The sequence below is a fragment of the Vibrio sp. Vb1554 genome (assembly GCF_033344235.1).
Genome location: NZ_JAWPOJ010000025.1, coordinates 37,883 through 61,327 on the forward strand (window position 1 = coordinate 37,883; position 23,445 = coordinate 61,327).

Below are 23,445 nucleotides of genomic sequence, written 5' to 3' on the forward strand. Positions count from 1 at the left end.
CCAATAAAGTGCCAATGAAGCGGCGCTTGATCAAAGAATTATTATTAAAGCACTGCTACGGTCTCAACCCTTTAGACAGTGTCCCTGAAGTAAGAGTGAGAACAAAACATGTGGAAATGGCTACATCCTTATGCCAAGCCAGAAGCAGCTTATCGTTTGAGTGGTAAGTTTCTGCCTTGGTTTTCTGTATTGGCCCTCGTATGCTTATCGGTTGGTACGGTTTGGGGGCTTGCATTTGCGCCTTCAGATTACCAGCAAGGTGACAGTTTCCGAATCATCTACATTCATGTCCCATCAGCTATTTGGTCTATGGGCGTTTATATGTCGATGGCGATCGCTGCATTTATTGGCCTAGTATGGCAAGTTCGCCTATCTGATATGGCGGCACTTGCGATGGCTCCGATTGGTGCAGTATTTACTTTTATTGCTCTACTTACAGGTGCTGTTTGGGGCAAGCCTATGTGGGGCACTTGGTGGGTATGGGATGCCCGTCTTACATCTGAATTGATTCTGCTATTTCTCTACCTTGGTGTGATTGCGCTCTACCATGCGTTTGACGATCAAAAAACCGCTGCAAAAGCCGCTGGTATCTTAGCGATCGTAGGCGTAGTAAACCTACCTATCATTCACTTTTCCGTGGAATGGTGGAACACGCTTCATCAAGGTGCGACGATCACGAAATTTGAACAACCTTCTATTTCATCCGACATGCTTTGGCCGTTATTGCTGAACATCTTTGGCTTTGCGTTCTTCTTTGGTGCCGTGACGATGGTCCGTTTTCGTAACGAAATCATCAGTAAAGAAAGTCACCGCCCTTGGGTGCGCAAACTCGCAACAGAACAAACTCAGTGAGGTAACTGATTATGCATTTTGAATCTCTGAGCGACTTTTTTGCCATGGGTGGCTACGCATCATACGTATGGAGTGCGTTTGGTATTACTTTCTTATCCATGCTGATTCTTCTGATCACTAGCCTTCGCCGCGGTGATGCATTATTGAAAGAAGTGAAAGCAAAAATTGACCGTCAAGCTCGTATCGACGCAGCGAAGAACATGGAGAACACCTTATGAACCCGAGACGTAAAAAGAGGCTAGGTATTGTACTAGCGATCTTTATCGGTATTAGTGCCACCATTGGTTTGATACTTTATGCGCTTAACCAAAATATGGACCTTTTCTACACTCCAACGGAATTGGTTAATGGTAAGCCAGATGGCACCAAGCCAGAAGTAGGCCAGCGTCTGCGTATCGGTGGAATGGTGGTTGTGGGCTCAGTTCGTCGAGATCCTAATTCTTTGAAAGTGAGTTTTGACCTGCACGATGTCGGTCCGAAAGTGACGATTACCTATGACGGTATTCTTCCTGACTTGTTCCGTGAAGGGCAGGGTATTGTTGCTCAAGGTGTACTGAAAGATGCCACAACAGTTGAGGCATTTGAGGTCCTAGCGAAGCACGATGAAGAATACATGCCACCAGAAATTGCAGAAGCGATGAAGAAAACGCATGAACCGCTTCAATACAGCACCGAACAGAAACAAGGAAGCGGCCAATGATTGCTGAAATCGGTCACTTTGCTCTCATTCTTTCGCTTGCAATGGCAGTGCTGTTGAGCGTATTGCCATTGTGGGGAGCATCGAATAATAACACCATGCTCATGAACACAGCGCGACCGCTATCTTGGTCTATGTTCCTGATGCTGTTGTTCTCTTTCGCCATTTTATGTTGGGGATTTTATACCAACGACTTCACGTTACAGTATGTAGCGAGCAACTCGAATAGTCAGCTTCCTTGGTACTACCGTTTAACCGCAGTATGGGGTGCGCACGAAGGTTCACTGTTGCTATGGGTTTTAATCCAAGCTGCTTGGACTGTCGCTGTAGCGACGTTTAGTCGTGGTATGCCGCAAGAGTCGGTTGCACGTGTACTTGCTGTTATGGGCATGATCTCAGTGGGTTTCCTACTGTTTATCATCTTAACGTCAAATCCATTCCTACGTACGTTACCGTTCTTCCCGGTTGACGGACGTGACTTGAACCCTCTGCTTCAAGACCCTGGTTTGATTGTTCACCCGCCAATGCTTTACATGGGCTATGTTGGTTTCTCGGTTGCATTCTCTTTTGCGATCGCATCCCTAATGACCGGACGCCTTGATACGGCTTGGGCTCGTTGGTCTCGTCCTTGGACAACCGCTGCATGGGTATTTTTAACACTTGGTATCGCACTAGGTTCTTGGTGGGCTTACTACGAACTTGGCTGGGGTGGCTGGTGGTTCTGGGACCCAGTAGAAAACGCATCATTCATGCCTTGGTTAGCGGGTACCGCATTAATGCACTCTCTTGCCGTGACAGAAAAACGCGGCACATTTAAAGCGTGGACGGTACTATTGGCAATCTCTGCATTTTCGTTGAGTTTGTTGGGCACCTTCTTAGTCCGTTCCGGTATTTTAGTATCGGTGCACGCGTTCGCGTCTGACCCGTCGCGCGGTATGTTTATTCTAGGCTTCCTCGTTTTCGTTATCGGCGGCTCTTTATTGCTGTTTGCCGTAAAAGGGGCAGCAGTGCGTGTACGAGGTAACTTCGACTTAGTCTCACGTGAAAATGCGCTCTTAGCCAACAACGTATTACTTATCGCCGCTCTTGTTGTGGTGTTAGTGGGGACACTGTTGCCGCTCGTACACAAGCAGCTTGGTTTGGGGTCGGTCTCTATCGGTGCGCCATTCTTTGACATGCTATTTGCGTGGTTAATGATGCCATTTGCTTTTCTGCTTGGTATTGGTCCTCTTATTCGCTGGAAGCGAGACAGTTTATCTAAACTTGTGAAACCAATGCTCGTTTCAGGTGTTCTTGCTTTCGCCTTGGCCGCGCTATGCGTGTACCTATTTGCCGATTTCTTCTCAACCATGGCTTACATTGGTTGGGTGATGGCGATTTGGATTATTGCGATGCATGGCTTTGAACTGTACGAGCGCGCAACGCACCGTCATAGCTTTAGTGAAGGTGTTCGCAAGCTGCAACGTAGCCACTGGGCAATGATGTTGGGTCATGTTGGTCTGGCGGTATCTGTTATCGGTATTGCGATGGTACAGAACTACAGCATCGAGCGTGATGTACGTTTAGCACCTGGCGAACACTTCCAAATTCAAGGCTATGATTTCTACTTCTCAGGCTTGCGTGATAAAGATGGTCCAAACTACGATGGCTACATCGCAGACTTTGAGATCACACACGATGGCAAATACGTGAATACGCTTCACGCAGAGAAGCGCTTCTACCGTACGGCTAAGTCTATGATGACTGAAGCAGCCATTGACCGTGGTATTAGCCGCGACTTATACATTGCAATGGGTGAACGTTTAGACGACAACCGATCTTGGGCTGTTCGTATTTACTATAAACCGTTCGTTCGTTGGATTTGGGCTGGCTCTTTGATTATGGCATTAGGCGGCGCACTAGCGATTTCTGATAAACGCTACCGCTTCCGTAAATCGCCGAAGAAAAATGCGAAGTCAAAAGAGCAGGAGGCATAACATGAATAAGAAAATCTTATTTATTCCGCTTGTCGCTTTCATGATTCTAGCGGGCATTTTCGCAACCCAATTAATGCGTAACCAAGAGGGCGATGATCCAACTAAATTGGAGTCGGTTTTGGTTGGCAAGCCAGTTCCTGAGTTTCATTTAGAAGACCTGGCTGAGCCTGGAAAACAGTACGACCAATCAATTTTTAAAGGTGAACCGTTGCTCTTGAACGTTTGGGCAACGTGGTGCCCAACGTGTTATGCAGAGCATAAATACCTAAACGAATTGGCGGGTAAGGGCGTTAAGATCATCGGTATGAATTACAAAGATGATCGTAATAAAGCAATAGGTTGGCTGAATGATCTCGGCAACCCGTACTTGATCAGCCTATTTGATGGCAGTGGTATGCTTGGCCTTGACCTTGGCGTTTATGGTGCTCCAGAAACATTCATTATTGATGCAAATGGTGTGATTCGCTATCGCCATGTAGGGGATGTAAACCCACGTAATTGGTCAGAAACACTGGAGCCGCTTTACAACAAATTGGTTGAGGAGGCGAAGCAATGAGAAAGCTAATTCTTGCCGTTTTTGCTGCGATGACATTATCTCTTGCTGCTCATGCGGCCATTGAAGTGTACGAGTTTGATAATTTGGAACAAGAACAGCAGTTCAAAGAGTTAAGCCATACGCTCCGTTGCCCTAAATGTCAGAACAACACGATCTCGGATTCTAACGCTGAACTTGCTCAGGACTTACGCCATAAGGTGTACGAAATGACCAAAGAAGGTAAGTCCAAAGATGAGATTGTTGATTACATGATCGCCCGTTACGGTAACTTCGTGACTTACAACCCACCATTTACGGTCGCGACTGCGATTTTGTGGCTAGGGCCACTCGCTGTAGTACTGGGTGGTTTTGGTTTGATTGTACTGCGTAGCCGTAAATCTAAAGTTAAGGCAAAAGCGAGCAGTGACGAGCAATGGGATGAGCAAAAAGAAGCTCGTTTAAAAGCATTGCTTGAAGAAGAGAACAACGGAGATAAGAAGTAATGACACTATTTTGGATTTCCACCGTTGCTCTCACGCTTATTGCTTGTGCGCTGGTGGCTTTGCCGCTGCTTAAACAAAAAGCGAACAATGATGATGTGTTACGCGATGAGCTCAACAAGGCATTTTATAAAGACCGACTATCTGAGCTTGCAGAAGAAACTGACGAAGGTCTGGTTGAAAGTGAAGACGAACTGATTTCTGATCTAAAGCAATCACTGCTTGACGATATCCCTGGTGATAAAGCGCAAAAAGAAACCAAGGTTTCTCCAATCGCGGTTTTAGTTCCATCGGTAATTCTGACGGTGGTGCTGAGCTATGGTTTGTATTATAAATTTGGCGCGTCAGACGATATTGTTCAATGGCAAGAAGTGTCTGCAAATCTACCTGAGTTATCGAAAAAGCTGATGTCGGCTTCTTCTGAGCCGCTGAGTGACGATGAAATGGCGGATTTGACCCTAGCCCTTCGAACTCGCTTACATTACCAGCCGGAAGACTCGACAGGTTGGTTACTGCTAGGTCGTATTGCGTTAGCAAATCGTGATGTCACCACAGCTATCGATGCGATGGAAAAATCGTACCGCCTAGAGCCAAAAGATCCTGATGTGATGTTGGGTTATGCACAAGCTCTGATGCTGTCTCAAGAGGAAATGGATCAAGCGACGGCTCGCTCATTACTCGGCAAGCTGATGCAGCAAGACTATGTCGATCTGCGTGTGTTTTCTTTGTTAGCGTTCGATGCGTTTGAGCGTCAAGACTTCCCGGCTGCCATCAAGTACTGGGGAATCATGCAGCAAATGATTGGTCCAGAAGATAGTCGCTACGAGATGTTGTCACGCAGTATTGAGAGTGCTCGTAAGCAAATGGGCGAAGCGGTTTCACCGGATAAGAGTGTAGCTGTGACAATTAATGTGGCACCAAATGCTCAGTTGGATCCAAACGCAGTTCTGATTGTGTCAGTACATCGTTCAGATGGCTCCCCAATGCCTGTGGCTGCTGCTCGTTATCCGCTAGGTACTTTCCCTCGCACAGTCGTATTAGATGATGGCAATGCCATGATGCAAGGGCAAAAGTTATCTACACTCGATAAGCTAATCGTCCGTGTGCGTGTAGATTCTGACGGTAACGTAGCAACGCGTGATCAAGATTGGCACGGAGAAAGTGACGTCGTTGAATTTGGCGCACCAGTAGAAGTGACCATTGATCAGCAGTATTAATTGTTAACATCTGTCTCTGAAACATGACAACGAGGTAGAGTCAGTTGCCTTTAGTGGTATGACTCTAAACGATCGAGTAGAATACCGAAGGCCAGCGATTGCTGGCCTTTATTTATTCCCATATCTGAGTCATCTTTACTATGTATCCTGCTCAACATACGTACAATGGTTAATCGGGGTGACTTAGGTACATTAATAGTCGTTATGGAAAATAAAATGTATAACAAGGGTAAATCTACCTTCTTGTTGCTGTTAGCCGTTGGACTGGTTGGCTGTTCAAGTGCGCCTGATGAAGCAGTAACAGGACAAGAAACAAATCAAACGACTTCTGATGTGTATGACCCGTTGGAAGGCTTTAACCGAACCATGTGGGAACTCAACTACGAATATTTAGATCCGTATTTGGTTCGTCCTGTATCACTTGCGTATGTAGAATACACGCCAGTTCCTATTCGTTCTGGTATCGCTAACTTCTTATCGAACTTAGATGAGCCAGCAAGCATGGTTAATAACTTAATCATGGGTAATGGTACGAAAGCCGTGGACCACTTTAACCGTTTTTGGATTAACTCGACGTTCGGTATTTTCGGTTTATTCGATATTGCAAGTGCCGCGGGTATTACGAAGTACGACGAGAAAGCGTTCAGTGATGCAGTAGGCCACTATGGTGTTGGAAATGGTCCTTACTTCATGGTTCCAGGTTATGGTCCGTATACCTTACGTGAAGTGACAGATACCGTAGATAGTACGTATTTACCCCTCTCTTATCTCAACTTCTGGGCGAGTTTGGGTAAGTGGGCGTTTGAAGGAATGGAGAAGCGTGCTTTATTAGTACCGCAAGAAGCGCAGCTAGACTCGTCGCCGGATCCATATATTCTAACTCGCGATGTTTATATCCAGCGTCAAAACTTTAAAGCAGAAGTTGAAACGGTAGAAGAAGTTAACATCGAAGAAGAAGAGTATTTAGATGAATATCTAGAAGACTTTTAAGCGTTGTTCTTCACAATAGAGAAATGAAAAAAGGCTTAGCTGATGCTAAGCCTTTTTTGTATTTTGCAGCTTGGTTAGAAACGGTAGTTTGCTTGAACACCGATTAGCCAAACATTACCCGTAGTTTCGCCTACAAATTGGCCGCCGACTTGTTCTGCAGTGTCGTCTGACTTGTAACCACGAGACTCAACGATTGGTGCGTCTTTCGCAAAAATATAGGTGAAGCCAGCGTCTAGGCTGAAGTCTTTCGTCCAATCGTACGTTGCGCCAATACTTAGCCAAGTACGGTCAGTTTCTGGAATAGTAATCGTGCGGTTTTTGTCGCTTACCGCTGAAGTATCGTATGCAATACCAGTGCGTAGCGCTAGCTTAGGATCAAGCTGGTAAGTAGCACCAACAGCAAAGCGATAGTTGTCTTCCCAGTTTTCTACTTTAACCATATGCGTGCCAGCAGTATTTAGACGTGCTTCCAATTTCTCGAAAGAGCTCCAATCCGTCCAGTTAACGCTTGCGTGTAACGCAAGTTGGTCTGTTACTTGGTGGAAGCTTGCTAACTCAGCCGTTGCAGGCAGGTTTAGATACATGTAGCCGTTGTCGCGTTCAGAAGTACCGAAGCCAAAACCAAGACCTTCAGCATGGCCTTCAAGCTTTAGTTCAACTTCAGATTTGTACGCGAAGCCGATACGGTTATTTTCATTGATCTGCCATGCTGTACCAACTTGCCAGCCCCAAGCGGTATCGTCACCTTCCATGTATTTTAGAGCGGTACCTTGAGGAACACTGATTGGTTGATTAGTTTCAGGATTTAACCCTACAACGTTATTCTTAGGAGCTGCTGCGCCAAAGCTGCCTTCGCCGATGATGTAACGGATACCACCACCAACGCTGATTGATTCATTGACTTTGTAAGCTGCGTTCAAGTTCGCTTCCATTGTCGTTACGCTTGCTTCGTTACCGAAGTGCGAGGCACCAAAGCCTTTACCTAAATCGGTTTCCATGCCGTAGTTGGTGCCAAATGCCAAACCAATCGCGAATTTCTCATTATATTGGTGTGATAGGTAGAAGTTTGGAATGATTGCATCATGTGCGAAGTCATCTGAAGATGCAGAAGAAGTGCTACCGTGGAAGTTTACATCACCTTCAATATCAATATTTGGGTTCACATAGATTGCACCAACGGACACTTGAGTGCCTTCCAAATAAGTTAGCATTGCTGGGTTACGCCATTGTGCACTTGCGTTGTCAGCCATTGCAGCTTCACCAGCATATGCTCGACCTAGGCCTGTTGCAGAATATTCAGCAAGTTGGAAACCTGCTGCGTTAGCCATGCCCGTTGCGCCAAGTAGGCTTAATGCCACTGCTGTTGATAGAAGAGTCTTGTTGGTTTTCATTCGAATGTTCGCTGATTTATTTATAACGTGGGACGAAAGTTTAAAGGTAGAGTTTTTACTTTAGAAATGAAAATCCAGTATAAGTAGTCATTTGGAATATTATGCTTCCAAGTGTTGATTGGGTGGTTTAATTATCTAACTGTGAAAGGCTTGTAAACGGAATTCAGCGAACAGCTGTGCGTCCTAATTGTGAGATTTAGATACACGTGTTCACTCAAATTGAGTGGGCAATAAATCGCAGATATGAAAAAAGGCTGGAAATCCAGCCTTTTATATAAAGTATTTTTCTACTAACTAACAGCGAAGCGTTTAGAAGCTACGGCTGTATTGTAAGCCGAATAGAATAGCATCAGCGCGTGTTGTTGCTGACAAGCTCGAGATATTTTGAGGGCTTTGAGCGTCACTTGGGTTGTACATTGGGTTAGGTGTTGATTCATTTACCTCAACATCTTTACCCATTAGGTACGTAAAGCCAAAGTCGACATTTGATTTACTATCAATGTGATAAGTAAAGCCGGTAGAGAACCATTGGCGATCTGAGTCAGGAACGGAAACAGACGTTAAGTCAGCTTGGGCGCTCGTGTCGTACATGTAACCAGCACGAAGTGTCCAGTTATTACTTAGGTAATATGTACCACCAATCGAGTAGTGCCAACCATCTTGCCACTGGTACTGTTTATCGTACGATGAGCCAAGAGGAGAGCCTTTTAAGTTAGAGAATTCAATTTGATCGAAAGTTTCCCAGCCAATGTATTGGATGCTGTAGTGTACAGCAAACTTAGTGTCTTGAATTTTGTGGAAGCCGGAGAACTCGGCCATATCTGGTAAAGGTAGTGTGATTTTTTGACCTTTATCGTCTTTTGCTTCCATTTCTGGACTATGACGGTATGCAAGACCAAATCGATTGTTTTCATCTAGCTCGTACACAGTACCAACATTGAAACCTACAGCCCAACCATCAGCTTCGTCTACATCGACGAGTGTGCCTATTGCAGCATGTTCACGCTTCATTGTACCTTGGCCGTAGATTAAATCTAAACCAGCACCAAAGCTCCATTGTTCATTGAGACGGTAAGAACCTGCAAGGCCAAAGTTTACGCTCTTAACATCAGTTAAGCCGCCATATTCTTTTGCCGCAAAGCTATTGTCGAATTCTGTTTTAGTACCGAAATTAGAGTATGCGTTTACGCCCCATGCAAACTTGTCATTTACAGGAACGATTAGATGAATGTTCGGTGCAATAGAAGTATTGCCAGCGTCGTCATAGTTTGAGTCGACAGGCTTGAACAGTGTTGGTGCTACTTGGCACGTTGAACCACAATATTTCGCATCTTTCACTTCAATCATTGAAGTAATGCTTTCGAAACCTAGCGAAAGTTCCATTTTATCAAACAGAGCCATTGCTGCTGGGTTACGAGCCATTACTGCTGCATTATCTGCGATTACTGCATCACCAGCAAATGCACGGCCGATGCCAGTTGCTGATTGAGCGTTGATTTGGAAACCCGCTGCCATCGATTGACCTGAGGCAAAAGCTACCGTTACTGCTAGGAGAGTCTTTTTAAACAGACGCGTGTTCTGAGTCATTTGTTTTTCCTTATTAGATTCGTCTCTTTGGACGATAAATTGAGCTTTTGCTCAGTGGCGCAGATAGTAGTATCAATAATTGCTTGGACAAATCCGACCATTGGATAAAATTGAATAAAAATTGCAGAAATGATGTCTAAAAGACGGGAAATTGCACTTAAAATGCATAATTTAGAGTTTAAGCTCTAAATGGTATAGCGATGGTGAATGTTTTGCGTTCTATTTATACAAAAATGCCGCTAAATAAGATCATTTAGCGGCATTTAACCTTTTGAAGACTGGAAATCGTCGAAGTTGTTACATCGGCTTAATCATTGATGCAAGAGTCGTAGCGAGCGCATCAATATTTTCACCTTCTTCCCCGACTAAAATCAGGCTTGAACTCCCGACGGGCTGAACGATTCCGGTCATGCCATCCTTATTAAAGTCGGTACTTTGTTCGCTTGGAATACCAGTAATAAATAACGTTACTTTACCTTTTGGACCTTGGAACACCATATGCACCGCATTGGATTCACCAAAACCGCAGTGGTTTAGGTAGTAAACGTGATATGGAAAGTTTTCACTAAACTGGTAATGAAATGGCGACATTTTCGCATTAATTTGCGAGCTCGGTACATCCTCATCAAGATGACGAACAAACGGTTCTTCATGAATAACGTGTTTCATCGCGGTATCCGCTAAACTGGCTTGTGCTGGAGACACCAAAACATTTCCCCAGTTTACTTGGCCAACTAATAACCCTGCGGTGAACGCAATAGAAGCGGCAAGTGCCATTGCTTTGCGGACAAAGTTTGGTCTTACGACCTTCTCTTCATCAAGTGCACTCGACGTCTGGCTAAATAAAATCTTATCTGCGAGATCTTCGGGTACATCCACATTCATGGCTTGTTTAATTTTTACATCGAGATCCAAAACGTCATCAACAAACTTATTGTTGGCGTCGCTACCAGCTAAAGCTTGCAGAATCTCTTCATCCTTTTGTTTTGGATCCGACAAAATACGACGACGAAATTCTAAATCATCCATTCTTTTGTCCTCTCTTGGTATCTTGAGAATCCAACATCTCTTTAAGTTGATTACGAGCGCGAAATAGTCGAGTCATCACTGTGTTTTTATTTAAATCAAGAATGTCACCAATTTCTTCTCCACTGAAACCACCAACAACTTGGAGAAATAAAGGCTCACGATATTCAACATCGAGCTTCATGATCTGTGCCTGCAGCCATTCTTGCTGATGATGTGAGTCATCGCTGACTTTAGCATCATTGCCGTAATCATCGATATCAACTAAATCAAATTGTTTACGTTCGAAGCGGCGCGCATTTTCTCGTCTCAATATTGTGATGAGCCAAGACTTGGCAGCTTTTTCGTCTTGGAGGCTATCGAGTGACTTCCAAGCTCTAAGACAGGTTTCCTGAACTAGATCTTCCGCGACCGCTTTATCTTTGCACAACCAATATGCGTAGCGGTACAAGTCACGATGATACCCTCGGACGAGCGCTTCGTATTTTCTTTGCTTGTCCATATCAGAGTTGACCGGACTGTTGGAATTTTTCTTTCCAAACATTTTTAATATGGCCACAGGAGCCTCCATCCTCGCTCTGTGAGTTTCTTATTTGTTCTGAGCATGACTTTACTTGCTTCATCGCTTAGCGGTTTTGGTTGCAGGATTTGTCATGCAACCCCTTTGACACAATAAGCCATGTGGTTACCTAAAAGTGTATACGCAAATGTCAGATATCATCGAACACGAATTGATATATATTGTTAACAATATCATCATTAGTAATCAATGGCTTGGATAAGTTCACTCGATGGAGCATTAAAAGGGACTTCTGATGGTGGATTCTTGAATTGTTTTGAATCAATAATCGCTTTAGGTGAGCTTAAAACTCGTAAAATCACTATAAAATTGATCTATTTCAAAATATCAAGCAGTGAAGGGGTTATAGTACACCTTGTCATCTCGTTAGTCATTGCGACTAACATGTTGAGCAAGATGACACTTCCTTTTGAAGGCTGACTTTACTTTCTCCTAATCAGGAAACTGATTACTTTTCAATTGGCGTAAGTTAATTGTTTTATAGATATTCCGACCACACAGTTATGTGTGGTTTTTTTTTGCTTCGATTTTACTTTCCGTATACCTCTTACCGTTTTAACTCTCTATAGTTAACCATTAGTAATCGCATAAGAATCAAAGAAGTAGAGTAATTGAACTACTTGCTTCACGTTTATTTAAACGCACGTTTGATAAATTTAACAAATTCATTACAATGCATCAGGTCAGACCTCTTGTATTTAAGGAGAAACAATGGGCAAGCAGGAAGTAAAAACACGCAATGGTGAGCGTGTCGCTATTGTCGCGGGGCTTCGAACTCCCTTTGCTCGTCAAAGCACGGAATTTAGCCAAGTGCCAGCGGTCGATTTAGGGAAAATGGTAGTAAGCGAAATGCTTGCTCGAACAGATATTGATCCGAAGCTAATCGAACAAGTGGTATTTGGACAAGTAGTACAAATGCCTGAAGCGCCAAACATCGCACGAGAAATCGTGTTAGGCACTGGTATGAACATCCATACTGATGCATACAGTGTGACTCGAGCGTGTGCGACGAGTTTTCAAGCGGCGGTTAATGTCGCAGAAAGCATCATGGCGGGAACCATCGATATTGGTATTGCTGGCGGTGCAGACTCTTCTTCCGTCCTGCCTATTGGCGTATCAAAGAAACTGGCCGCTAATCTGCTTGCTCTTAGTAAGACAAAAACAATGGGTCAGAAGCTTAGTATCCTCAAAAACTTGAGCTTTAAAGACCTGATGCCAGTGCCACCAGCAGTAGCAGAGTACTCTACGGGTTTATCCATGGGACAAACTGCAGAGCAAATGGCTAAAACACATGGTATTTCTCGCGCAGAACAGGATGCGCTTGCACATCGTTCTCATACGCTGGCTTCTCAAGCTTGGAAAGAAGGAAAAATCCAAGATGAAGTGATGACGGCTTTCCCTGAACCATACAAAAAGTGGATTTCGGAAGACAACAATATCCGTCATGACTCAACGGTTGAGGGATACGCGAAATTGCGACCTGCGTTTGATCGTCAGTATGGCAGTGTTACGGCTGCGAACAGTACGCCATTGACTGATGGTGGTGCGGCAGTGATGTTGATGCGAGAAGGTAAAGCGAAAGAGCTCGGAATGGAGGTTCTTGGTTACATCCGAGGTTATGCATTCTCTGCTATCGGCGTGGAAAAGGACATGCTGATGGGGCCGACTTATGCCACAGCGAAAGTGCTTGAAAATACAGGCTTGGAACTGTCAGACCTGACGTTGATCGACATGCACGAGGCCTTTGCTGCTCAAGCATTGGCGAATGTGAAGATGTTTGCTTCCGATAAGTTTGCTCAAGAAAACCTTGGTCGCTCAAAAGCGATTGGTGAAATTGACATGGATAAGTTCAACGTGCTTGGCGGATCAATTGCTTATGGTCACCCATTTGCTGCGACTGGTGCGCGTATGATGACGCAAACCCTACGAGAGCTAAAACGCCGTGGCGGTGGTATTGCATTGAATACCGCATGTGCTGCTGGTGGTCTTGGTGCGGCAATGATTCTGGAGGTTGAGTAATGAGCGAGCAAAAAGCATTTAGTCTAAAGGTTGATGAGCAAAATATTGCTTGGTTAGCAATTGATGTTCCTAATGAAAAAATGAATACGCTGCAGGCGGCTTTTGCTGACGAAATGAAAGAAATTTTTGCTCAGCTAAAAGACTCCAGTGGTATTAAAGGGATGATCATCCACTCCCTAAAACCGGACAATTTTGTTGCGGGTGCTGATGTTCGAATGCTAGAAGCATGCACCACAGCAAGTGAAGCGGAAGCCTTAGCAAGGCAAGGTCAGGAGTTGTTCCAGCAGCTATCGGACTTACCTTATCCTGTCGTTGCGGCTATTCATGGCCCATGTTTGGGCGGTGGTTTAGAACTGGCTCTTGCATGTGATTATCGTGTTTGTACGGATTCTGACAAAACGCGTTTAGGTCTGCCAGAAGTACAACTTGGTTTATTGCCAGGTTCTGGTGGTACTCAGCGTCTGCCACGTTTGATTGGCCTGTTACCGTCGTTGGACTTGATCCTGACGGGTAAACAACTTCGTGCGAAGAAAGCTAAAAAATTGGGCGTTGTGGACGCCTGTGTGCCTGACACCATTTTGCTCGACGTAGCAAAACAGTTTATCGACAAAGGTAAAAACAAGGGCACGAAAAAGCTATCGACGAAAGAAAAGGTGATGTCTGGTAGCGGGCTAGGGCGCAAGTTTGTATTTGAGCAAGCTGCGAAGAAAACGAATCAAAAAACTCGCGGTAACTATCCAGCAACGGTTGCAATTCTAGAAGTTATTCAACATGGCTTAGAGAAAGGCTTCGCTAAAGGTCAAGAACTTGAAGCGAAGCGCTTCGGTGAGCTTGTGATGAGCTCAGAGTCAAAAGCGCTCCGTTCGATCTTCTTTGCCACAACAGAAATGAAGAAAGAAAATGGCACGGATGCGAAACCAGCACCAGTTCATAAAGTTGGTGTGCTTGGTGGTGGTCTGATGGGCGCCGGAATCAGCCATGTGTCTGTTGCAAAAGCAAAAGTACCTGTTCGCATCAAAGACGTTAGCAACGATGGCGTTTTAAATGCGCTCAACTACAACTACAAGTTATTTGAGAAACAGCGCAAACGTCGCATTCTATCCAAGGCCGATCTGCAAGCGAAAATGCTGCAACTGTCTGGTGGTGTCGATTTTACCAGTTTTAATCATATTGATGTCGTAATTGAAGCGGTTTTTGAAGACTTAGATCTTAAGCAAAAAATGGTGGCGGACATTGAAGCAAACGCTAAGACAGAAACTATCTTTGCGACCAATACTTCTTCGTTGCCTATCCACAAAATTGCAGAAAAAGCAGAGCGTCCAGAAAACGTAGTTGGTTTGCATTACTTCAGCCCAGTAGAAAAAATGCCTTTGGTGGAAGTGATTCCGCATGAAACGACGTCAGATGAAACCGTTTCAACAGTTGTTGCACTTGCTAAGAAGCAAGGTAAAACCCCGATCGTAGTGAAAGACAAAGCGGGCTTTTACGTGAACCGCATTCTTGCGCCATACATGAACGAAGCGGCGCATATTTTGTTGGCTAACGAACCGATCGAAAAGATTGATACGGCGTTGCTTGACTTTGGTTTCCCTGTCGGCCCGATTACCTTACTGGATGAAGTCGGTGTCGACATTGGCGCGAAAATTATGCCGATTCTGGTTAATGAGTTAGGTGACCGATTCAAAGGCCCGGATGTGTTTGATATCTTGTTAAATGATGGACGTAAAGGACGCAAGAGTGGTAAGGGCTTTTACACTTACAAGGGCAAGAAGAAAGATGTCGACAAATCGATTTACAAACTGCTTAAGCTCGACCCTGAATCTAAGCTAAGCGATAACGATATTGCGTTGCGCTGTGTGCTGCCAATGTTGAATGAAGCGGTACGTTGTTTGGATGATGGCATCATTCGCTCGCCACGTGACGGTGATATTGGCGCGATATTTGGTATTGGTTTCCCACCGTTCTTGGGTGGTCCGTTCCGTTACATGGACCAATTTGGCATTAAAGAGCTCGTAGAGAAAATGAATGAGTTTGCATCGAAGTATGGCGATCGTTACGCGCCATGTGATGGTTTGCTTACTCGAGCTGGTGAAGGGACAACGTTCTATTAAACGTTGCTTCGGTAGAGAAAAAGGCTTGCCAGTGGCAAGCCTTTTTCATAAAGAAGAAATGGTTACTTCTTCTTGTCTTTCTTATCTTTATTGTGGCCTTTACCTGGGTTGTCGTCCCCGTGAACGCTGCTGTTACCTTTTTTGTCTTTATCATTCCACTGCTTTGAAGAGCAATCATCTGATTTGATGGATACATTGTCTCCGCTAAGGCGCACACAGTCGTCACTTAATTCGAAGCCATCGCCTTTGACTGAGATTTCAGCGTAAGCAGATGCCAATGGCAGTATAAGAGCCACAAGTAAAAGTGCTTTTTTCATGATTACCTCATTAAGTTATTTTTAGTGCGGTAATTAGAGATAAGCCGCAATGGCGTAATTTCAATTTTCTGCCAATTATGGTGCCGATTCAATCTATGAGACCGACAACCTCATGGGTTTGTAGGTACATTCTAGTAATCGACAATTTTATTTCTGCGCAACTAGATCACCCCAAGCCGCAATCTTTTGGCCGAAGTTGGAACTCTTCAATCGATCCTATTTCTTGTCCTAGATGGATGCGCGGAGCCTCCGAATGCGCTTGACCTTGAGAGTGCATGATCAAACGATTTGCAGTACGAGGTTTCAATTCGTTCACAACGAAGCGAATCATGTCTGCGCGCGTCAGCTTCTTCAACTCCGCCAGTACCTTGTCACGTTGGTTAAACTCAGTGTCCTTATTTCCTATCGCAACCCAAAGACGTTGAGCCCGTCCTCGAAGTGTGGTGTCCGGCGTTGCTATTTGGTTCCACAAGCCGCGCTTACTGCTGTGCCATTGGTAATCGTTTAACTCTAACAGCACCATATAAAAGGCATTTAAAAACTCATCGATTGAGGTAACCAGCTCGGCAGGTGCTGCATTAGGTGACTGCACATACAGTACAATACCAGGGTGACGATTTAGCGGCATATTGCCAGTGCCTACCATGTAACCTAATTGCTGCTTGGTACGGATTTCGTGGAAAAACGTTGCCGACATAAGGTGATTGGCCAATGAGTATAGCGCGATACTACGAGGCTCAATATCCTCGCACTGGTGGTAAATAACGACCGCGGAATCTTGCTGATTACAATGCACCTCACGTTGAAAACTGCCATTTTTACCTAGCATAATGAGAGGACGAAGTGCCTCTTCATAACGTTGCTCGTTAACTCTTAGAGCATCCTTTAAGGTCGTTGCCATGTCATGGGCTTGCTGGCGTTGCCAGTCTCCGTAAACAAACATTTCAACGTGCAGTTCTGCAAGAATGGATTCTACGAATACCGAGAGTTCATCGACTTCGATTTCTTCTAGCGCTTTGACTAAGGTTGCGAAAGGCGGGTTATTGGGTTGAAGTAACCCAGTAAGTGCGTTAAACAGCTGCGAAATAGGGCGATCTTGTGAAGCATTTCTCCAGTTTCGTAACAGTTGTTGTTTGATGGTTTCAAAGCGAGCAGGGCTGAAATCTCGAGAAGCAAAACGGTGCAGAATCATTTCTAGCAACTGAGGCAGCTTTTGACTGAACCCTGAGAGGGTTAAGGTCACGCCACCTTGGTGAGCGTACATGTTGTAACCCATCCCTGCGATTTCTGCTTGATAGGTTTCTTTTGCTAGCGAATCGAGGAACATCTCTACACATAAGCGCGTTTTGACGATGTTCTTTGGTGATGCAACGGCATGAGAGCTGTCGATAGCGACATAAACGACACCTTTAGGCACGCGAAATTCGTCATCTTGCAAATGCCACAGCCGAAACCCTTCGAGATCCTCAATCAACTCTGGCAGCGAATCACCATTTTCGAGTGGCATGGGGTCGAGGTCGTAGCAAATATAAGGGTTCTTTTTCGGTAAGACGAATTGCCAGCTTGGGTCGATTTGTTGATAGAAACGACGTTGGCCTTCACTAAAAGGTGTGACGGAGTACGGGGTAAAGTACCATTCGGCAGTACGGTTGTATTCCAGGCCTTTAGCAATCAAAGTGACGCGTACATTATCGATGGTTAAGTATCGCAGCAATGAACGCTGTAACTCCTCATCGTAGCCCGCCATTTTGTAGTCACCATAAACCGTGTCTTCCGGTTGATAGTGCTGCATGTTGATCACCAGATGGCTGACGAGATCCATTGGGCGCGATGGCTCTTGGAAGCGGAAAGCCGATTCTAATACCGCTTGTTTTTCGAGATAGCGCCATTCATCTAACCCGTCTTGTTTGATCATCGAGAGGTATTGAAAAACCGCTTGAACGATATCATCAACATGATCTAAGCCGTTTGGCGTCAGGGTGCAGCTTACGGTAAAGTCTCGGTAGTTACTGCCACTCGCGCCGCCGCCCGCTGAGAGAGAGGTAATCCAGCCTTTTTCTTTGAGTTGAAGCATCAAACTGCCTTCTCCTTCATAACCCAACAGGTGAGCAAAGTAGGAGAGTGGCTTCACGCTATAATGCGCATCCATTCCCGGCATGGGGAATGTGAGAATCAGTTTACGGAACTCTTTGAGCGGCTCGACTTGAACCAAAATGCCCGTGCTTTCCTCATTGCCGATCGGTACATCAATCGATTTTCCACGAAGATGGTGATTTGGGATGTCGGCAAACATGGCTTCTACCCAAGCTTGCTGTTCATCGAGCGGCTGTGGCCCAAATAGAGTCAGTGTCATCAAATCGGCGGAATACTGAGAGTGGTGAAACTCCACAATTTCGTCGCGGATGGATTTACCATCTCGGTCGCCAAGAGTATCTAAGTTTCCGACAGAGAATTTTGAAAACGGGTGCTCTGGATTGATGACTTCTTTGTTAACTTGATACAGGCGACGAGAATCATCATTGAGTTTGAGCTTGTATTCGGAGTCGACAGCCTGGCGTTCTTTGTCTAATGCTTCTTCGTTAAACAAAGGTGCGGTAAAAAATTGGCTAAATCGATCTAAGGCACTTTCAAAGGCATTTGGAGCAATATTGAAAAAGAAACAAGTGTGCTCTGTACCAGTCCAAGCGTTGTTTGTTCCACCGTGTTGGCTAATATAGCTTTGAAACTCGCCCACTTTAGGGTATTTTTCCGTACCCAAAAAAAGCATGTGTTCTAAATAGTGTGCCAGACCTTGGCGATCGTTTGGGTCGTCGAAGTGTCCAACGTTCACTGCCAGAGCAGCTGCCGACTGTTGAGCTGTATCGGAATGAATCAGCAGTACACGCAGTTCATTGCTCAAGGTAATGTAGCGGTATTGATTTGAATCGTTAGGACTTAGATGCACGATGCGTCTCCAGATTTCGCATTACAGTAATGTAGGCTCCCCTCGCGGGGGGCGCAAAGTTTGCGTTTCGACAAATACTGCTTGCCGTATTTTTGTTATTCGTAGACTTCTGCACAGGCCCATCGCGTTTGCGTATGGGGAAGAACTGTTTGAGTGAATGCTCTGAACTCATTGCACAGTTAAATAGTGTGATGAGCTGAGTACATTCTTTTAATAGATTGTTAAGAAAGTCGCTATCTTTAACAAGCGAATTGGTATAATGAACAGATAATTATATCAGTATTTTTGTTTCGTCATTGTTAAAGTTAGCCCCGTCTATCTAATAAAGATAGCAGTCAACCTTTTGGTAGCGTTAGCTATCCCTAGGAAATAACATGAAAATATTCATCATGCGTCACGGTGAAGCCGAGCATTTTGCAGATTCAGACGCAGCACGACAATTGACCCCAAGAGGCAGAGTCGAATCAGAAGCGGTTGCTAGAGCCTGTAAAGAACAGGGTTTTGCGCAATTCGATAAAGTGTTGGTGAGTCCGTACATTAGAGCTCAACAAACTTGGCAAGAGATCAGTGCGTATTTCTCTGCAAAAAGCATTGAAACTTGTGAAGATATTACACCTTATGGCCAGTCCGAGCATGTCTTCGATTTCGCAAGTGCGTTAATCGAAGTCGAACAATTGGACTCGCTTTTGTTCGTATCGCATTTGCCTTTGGTCGGTTATCTGACTTCAGAGTTTGTAAAAGACATGACACCTCCGATGTTTCCTACATCAGGCCTAGTGTGCATTGAATATGATTTACAAACACAAAATGGTGAAGTGCTATGGCATATTACGCCATAAGTGTCTAAACCAAAATAAGCGTTTGCAAATTAGAGACAGAATAAGAAAGGCAGGAGATCCCTGCCTTTTCGTTTCGTCGTGTCTACAGCAAGCTTGTTACTTTTCAGGAATTGAAAGCAACACTAACAACGCACCATCACCACCAAATTCTAGTGGCGCTTGGTGAAAAGCCATAACGTCAGGATGCTGTGCTAACCAAAGTGGGGCTTTCTGTTTCAGGATGTGTTTCCCAATACCATGTTGCACACACGCGCAATGAATCTCGTTTTTGATGCAATAGGCTATCATCGCACCAAGCTCGCGTTTTGCTTCTTGCTGTGTCATGCCGTGCATATCGAGGAACACGTCCGGTACATACACGCCACGACGTAGACGTTTGACTTCATAAGTGGAGACGTCGTCACGTGCATAACGAGTTGGACCTTCATCGTTTAATAGAGGGACAAACTCGTCTGAAAAGTAAAATTCAGAGTCACTCGCTTCACGGTTGGAGCGCTTGATTTCTTTTTGCTTAGTATTTTTTTTTGGTTGCTGGATTATGGTATCCTGTCGCAACTTTTTTACGCCCTGTACTGCTTCCTGAAACAAGGCGAAATCGTCATCGTTCTCGGTGTCTTTTTGGCTCATTAGGTAAACAATTTCATTAATAAACTTTATTGGCAGTATTGTAGCGCTTTTCGGAGGCAATTTTGGATAAGATTTTTGTAGAAGAAGCGGTATCGGAGCTGCATACCCTTCAAGATATGATTCGTTGGACGGTAAGCCGCTTTAATGCAGCGAACCTGTTTTACGGTCATGGTACTGATAATGCGTGGGATGAAGCAGTTCAGCTTATCCTGCCAACCTTATACTTGCCGATTGATGTGCCTCCGCACGTATTGAACTCTCGCCTAACGACAAGCGAGCGTCTGCGTATTGTTGAGCGCGTAGTAAAACGCATCAACGAGCGTACGCCAACAGCATACCTAACCAACAAAGCATGGTTCTGCGGTCTTGAGTTCTTCGTTGATGAGCGTGTACTTGTGCCACGTTCTCCTATCGGCGAATTGATTCAAGCGGAATTCCAACCTTGGTTGGTGGAAGAGCCTACGCGCATCATGGACCTATGTACGGGTTCTGGTTGTATCGCGATTGCTTGTGCGCACGCTTTCCCTGAAGCAGAAGTGGATGCTATCGACATCTCTACAGATGCTCTACAAGTGGCTGAGCAAAACGTACAAGATCACGGCATGGAGCAGCAAGTGTTCCCAATTCGCTCTGATTTGTTCCGTGATCTTCCAAAAGAGAAATACAATCTAATCGTGTCCAACCCACCATATGTGGATGAAGAAGACATGAACAGCCTGCCAGATGAGTTCACGCATGAGCCTGAGCTTGGTTTAGCTGCGGGTACGGATGGTCTAAAACTAGTGCGTCGTATTCTTGCTAACGCGCCAGATTATCTAACAGATAACGGCATTCTTATTTGTGAAGTCGGAAACTCAATGATTCATATGATGGAACAGTATCCAGAGATTCCATTTACTTGGATTGAGTTCGAGAACGGCGGTCATGGCGTATTTATGCTAACGCGTGACCAGCTGGTTGAGTGTGCAGAAGAGTTTAAACTGTACAAAGACTAATAGAGTCTTGCACTAAACATCAAAACACCGAGCTTTATGCTCGGTGTTTTTTTTATGCATACCTCGCCGATATTAACTCTTTACATCAAAACGTAATAAAGCCACTATGAATCCACGAAGAATTGGAAAGCAGCTATGCTCTGTTTTGAGAGAGCGTGGCGATAAAAACTTGAGGAAGTAATGGCAGGAAACAGTATCGGACAACATTTCCGAGTGACGACATTCGGGGAAAGTCACGGTATCGCACTGGGATGTATCGTAGACGGATGTCCTCCGGGGTTGGAAATTACAGAAGCAGATCTACAAATCGATCTCGACCGCCGTCGTCCAGGCACATCACGTTACACCACACAACGTCGTGAACCGGATGAAGTTAAAATTCTTTCTGGCGTTTTTGAAGGCAAAACCACGGGCACATCGATCGGTTTGCTAATTGAAAACACCGATCAGCGCTCAAAAGACTACTCTGACATCAAAGATAAGTTCAGACCGGGTCATGCTGATTACACTTACCACCAAAAATACGGCATCCGCGACTATCGCGGTGGCGGCCGTTCTTCAGCTCGTGAAACCGCAATGCGTGTGGCGGCTGGTGCAATCGCGAAGAAATACTTAAAAGATGAGTTTGGTGTTGAGATTCGTGCTTACTTGTCACAAATGGGTGATGTATCTATCGACAAGGTAGATTGGAGCGAAATCGAGAACAATGCATTCTTCTGCCCTGATGCTGACAAAGTAGAAGCATTTGACCAACTTATCCGTGACCTGAAAAAAGAAGGCGACTCTATTGGCGCAAAAATCCAGGTTGTGGCAACTAACGTGCCTGTTGGCCTCGGGGAACCCGTATTTGACCGTCTGGATGCAGACATCGCGCACGCACTAATGAGCATCAACGCGGTGAAAGGCGTAGAAATCGGAGACGGTTTCGAGGTGGTAAACCAAAAAGGCAGTCAGCACCGTGATACGCTTGCTCCTGAAGGTTTTGGTAGTAATCATGCGGGTGGCATTCTTGGTGGTATCTCGACTGGTCAAGACATTGTCGCAAACATTGCGCTTAAGCCAACATCAAGTATCACTGTGCCGGGTGAGACCATCACAAAAGAAGGTGAACCAACTCAGTTGATCACCAAAGGTCGTCATGACCCATGTGTGGGTATTCGTGCTGTGCCTATCGCAGAAGCGATGCTGGCAATTGTGGTGATGGATCATTTACTACGCCACCGTGGTCAAAACCATGGCGTAACAACTGAAACACCGAAGATTTAAGAGCTTTGTGTCATTCCAACGAGCTATAGCGAGACTAGGAATCTAATTTCAGCACGATGAAAAGAGAAAGAAACATCTCTGACAACAGAGTGCTCGGATAATAGATCCTGAATCATGCTCCTTCGTCGCTGTTCAGGATGACTGAATATAAAATTATGCCACTCACTGAATCGCGGGTGGCACAATTTTATCAGGCAACCTTTTTTGTTTAAGTAGTTTTTGCTTAATGAATCGAGCCTTCGGTTTCCAAATGGAAAGAAGGCAGACGCCACTTAAAGCGTACCGCAGCCATACGCAACATGTAACCAGTAACCAGTGTAATAATAGTGGCAGTGACTTCGGGAACATTGAATTCTAATAGCGCTAAGTACATTCCTGATGCGATAAGAGCGACAGAAGCGTAAAGCTCTTCATGCAGTACCAATGGTGTTTGGCGACAGATTAAGTCACGCAGTAGCCCACCGAATACACCAGTTACTAACGCTGAAACCATACAAATACCAGGGTGCAAGCCCATGCCCATCGCAATTTTTGTTCCGATGATACTAAACACGATTAAACCTAGTGCATCGAGGCGAATGAACAGACCTTTCAGCTTAATCACCCATTTCGCTAAACCTGTTGTTAGCACACCTGCAACACACGTAATTGCAAGGAACTCTGGGTTTTTTACCCAACCAAGAGGGTAGTGGCCTAATAGAATGTCACGTACGGTGCCACCACCAATGGCCGTTGCGCTGGCCACCAACATAACACCAAACCAGTCCATCTTTCTTCTACCAGCACTTAACGCACCTGTCATGGCTTCAGCCGTGATACCAATGATATACAACACACTTAGCAACATAGGGAAACACTCAACGTAAAAAGTCACTACGTTCTACGAGAATCAGCGTAGGCGAAGTAACAACACTTACAAACGGTTCTATCTCTCTTAAAAAGTGATTAAAACCAGCAACATGCTTGTAATCAAACG

Annotated in this window: 21 protein-coding genes; 13 read left to right on the plus strand and 8 right to left on the minus strand. The window is 44.9% G+C overall.

Annotated features, from left to right (window positions below; translation table 11 throughout):
• The first annotated feature begins 108 nt into the window (after positions 1–108).
• From R8N28_RS18355 to R8N28_RS18390, 8 genes are all read left to right on the plus strand, one after another.
• Positions 109–852, plus strand: coding sequence for a heme ABC transporter permease (locus R8N28_RS18355; RefSeq protein ID WP_005380513.1), 744 nt, complete (start codon positions 109–111; stop codon positions 850–852).
• A gap of 11 nt (positions 853–863) precedes the next feature.
• Positions 864–1,070 carry a heme exporter protein CcmD gene (gene ccmD, locus R8N28_RS18360; protein ID WP_005380515.1) on the plus strand — a complete coding sequence of 69 codons (207 nt, stop codon included), beginning with the start codon at positions 864–866 and terminating at the stop codon, positions 1,068–1,070.
• Positions 1,067–1,552 (plus strand): cytochrome c maturation protein CcmE, encoded by a 486-nt coding sequence (gene ccmE / locus R8N28_RS18365; RefSeq protein WP_005380516.1) that lies wholly within the window; start codon positions 1,067–1,069, stop codon positions 1,550–1,552. Before ccmD ends, ccmE begins: the two co-directional genes overlap by 4 nt.
• Entirely contained in the window at positions 1,549–3,525 is a 1,977-nt protein-coding gene (locus tag R8N28_RS18370) for a heme lyase CcmF/NrfE family subunit (protein ID WP_021034009.1), read from the plus strand. Before ccmE ends, R8N28_RS18370 begins: the two co-directional genes overlap by 4 nt.
• Position 3,526: 1 nt before the next feature.
• The gene (locus R8N28_RS18375; RefSeq protein ID WP_005380518.1) at positions 3,527–4,081 is read left to right on the plus strand and encodes a DsbE family thiol:disulfide interchange protein; all 555 of its coding nucleotides are present in this window, start codon (positions 3,527–3,529) and stop codon (positions 4,079–4,081) included.
• Positions 4,078–4,563 carry a cytochrome c-type biogenesis protein gene (locus R8N28_RS18380; RefSeq protein WP_005380519.1) on the plus strand — a complete coding sequence of 162 codons (486 nt, stop codon included), beginning with the start codon at positions 4,078–4,080 and terminating at the stop codon, positions 4,561–4,563. The genes R8N28_RS18375 and R8N28_RS18380 overlap by 4 nt, the downstream gene beginning before the upstream one ends.
• Entirely contained in the window at positions 4,563–5,777 is a 1,215-nt protein-coding gene (gene ccmI / locus R8N28_RS18385) for a c-type cytochrome biogenesis protein CcmI (protein ID WP_065274745.1), read from the plus strand. The genes R8N28_RS18380 and ccmI overlap by 1 nt, the downstream gene beginning before the upstream one ends.
• A gap of 216 nt (positions 5,778–5,993) precedes the next feature.
• Positions 5,994–6,767 (plus strand): VacJ family lipoprotein, encoded by a 774-nt coding sequence (locus R8N28_RS18390; protein WP_005380523.1) that lies wholly within the window; start codon positions 5,994–5,996, stop codon positions 6,765–6,767.
• 74 nt (positions 6,768–6,841) lie between these two features.
• Here R8N28_RS18390 and R8N28_RS18395 read toward each other — a convergent pair whose 3' ends face one another.
• The 4 genes from R8N28_RS18395 to R8N28_RS18410 all read right to left on the minus strand — a co-directional run bounded on the left by R8N28_RS18395 (position 6,842) and on the right by R8N28_RS18410 (position 11,342).
• Positions 6,842–8,158, minus strand: coding sequence for an outer membrane protein transport protein (locus R8N28_RS18395; protein ID WP_054576273.1), 1,317 nt, complete (start codon positions 8,156–8,158; stop codon positions 6,842–6,844).
• Positions 8,159–8,467: 309 nt separating this feature from the next.
• Complete coding sequence (locus R8N28_RS18400) at positions 8,468–9,745, minus strand: outer membrane protein transport protein (RefSeq protein WP_065274744.1); 1,278 nt, start codon at positions 9,743–9,745, stop codon at positions 8,468–8,470.
• 297 nt (positions 9,746–10,042) lie between these two features.
• Positions 10,043–10,774 carry a DUF3379 domain-containing protein gene (locus tag R8N28_RS18405; RefSeq protein WP_025767180.1) on the minus strand — a complete coding sequence of 244 codons (732 nt, stop codon included), beginning with the start codon at positions 10,772–10,774 and terminating at the stop codon, positions 10,043–10,045.
• The gene (locus R8N28_RS18410; RefSeq protein WP_005380528.1) at positions 10,767–11,342 is read right to left on the minus strand and encodes a sigma-70 family RNA polymerase sigma factor; all 576 of its coding nucleotides are present in this window, start codon (positions 11,340–11,342) and stop codon (positions 10,767–10,769) included. Before R8N28_RS18410 ends, R8N28_RS18405 begins: the two co-directional genes overlap by 8 nt.
• Before the next feature lie 720 nt (positions 11,343–12,062).
• Between R8N28_RS18410 and fadI the strand changes: the two genes are divergently transcribed.
• Positions 12,063–13,370: an acetyl-CoA C-acyltransferase FadI gene (gene fadI / locus R8N28_RS18415; protein ID WP_065274743.1), complete on the plus strand. Its 1,308-nt coding sequence runs from the start codon at positions 12,063–12,065 to the stop codon at positions 13,368–13,370.
• Positions 13,370–15,481, plus strand: coding sequence for a fatty acid oxidation complex subunit alpha FadJ (gene fadJ, locus R8N28_RS18420; RefSeq protein ID WP_065274742.1), 2,112 nt, complete (start codon positions 13,370–13,372; stop codon positions 15,479–15,481). The genes fadI and fadJ overlap by 1 nt, the downstream gene beginning before the upstream one ends.
• A gap of 62 nt (positions 15,482–15,543) precedes the next feature.
• Here the strand turns inward: fadJ and R8N28_RS18425 are convergent, their stop codons facing one another.
• The gene (locus tag R8N28_RS18425) at positions 15,544–15,798 is read right to left on the minus strand and encodes a CG2 omega domain protein (protein WP_065274741.1); all 255 of its coding nucleotides are present in this window, start codon (positions 15,796–15,798) and stop codon (positions 15,544–15,546) included.
• A gap of 166 nt (positions 15,799–15,964) precedes the next feature.
• Positions 15,965–18,742 carry an insulinase family protein gene (locus R8N28_RS18430; RefSeq protein WP_065274740.1) on the minus strand — a complete coding sequence of 926 codons (2,778 nt, stop codon included), beginning with the start codon at positions 18,740–18,742 and terminating at the stop codon, positions 15,965–15,967.
• Between the two features lie 374 nt (positions 18,743–19,116).
• On the opposite strand from R8N28_RS18430, the gene sixA reads away from it, so the two are divergent.
• Positions 19,117–19,581 (plus strand): phosphohistidine phosphatase SixA, encoded by a 465-nt coding sequence (gene sixA, locus R8N28_RS18435; protein ID WP_005380537.1) that lies wholly within the window; start codon positions 19,117–19,119, stop codon positions 19,579–19,581.
• 96 nt (positions 19,582–19,677) lie between these two features.
• Here sixA and smrB read toward each other — a convergent pair whose 3' ends face one another.
• Positions 19,678–20,208, minus strand: coding sequence for an endonuclease SmrB (smrB, locus tag R8N28_RS18440; RefSeq protein ID WP_065274739.1), 531 nt, complete (start codon positions 20,206–20,208; stop codon positions 19,678–19,680).
• A 62-nt stretch (positions 20,209–20,270) separates the two neighbouring features.
• On the opposite strand from smrB, the gene prmB reads away from it, so the two are divergent.
• Positions 20,271–21,203 carry a 50S ribosomal protein L3 N(5)-glutamine methyltransferase gene (prmB, locus tag R8N28_RS18445; RefSeq protein ID WP_005380541.1) on the plus strand — a complete coding sequence of 311 codons (933 nt, stop codon included), beginning with the start codon at positions 20,271–20,273 and terminating at the stop codon, positions 21,201–21,203.
• A 180-nt stretch (positions 21,204–21,383) separates the two neighbouring features.
• Positions 21,384–22,469 (plus strand): chorismate synthase, encoded by a 1,086-nt coding sequence (gene aroC / locus R8N28_RS18450; protein ID WP_033907375.1) that lies wholly within the window; start codon positions 21,384–21,386, stop codon positions 22,467–22,469.
• 223 nt (positions 22,470–22,692) lie between these two features.
• On the opposite strand, the gene R8N28_RS18455 is transcribed toward aroC, so the two are convergent.
• Positions 22,693–23,316: a trimeric intracellular cation channel family protein gene (locus tag R8N28_RS18455; protein WP_065274738.1), complete on the minus strand. Its 624-nt coding sequence runs from the start codon at positions 23,314–23,316 to the stop codon at positions 22,693–22,695.
• Positions 23,317–23,445: the final 129 nt, after the last annotated feature.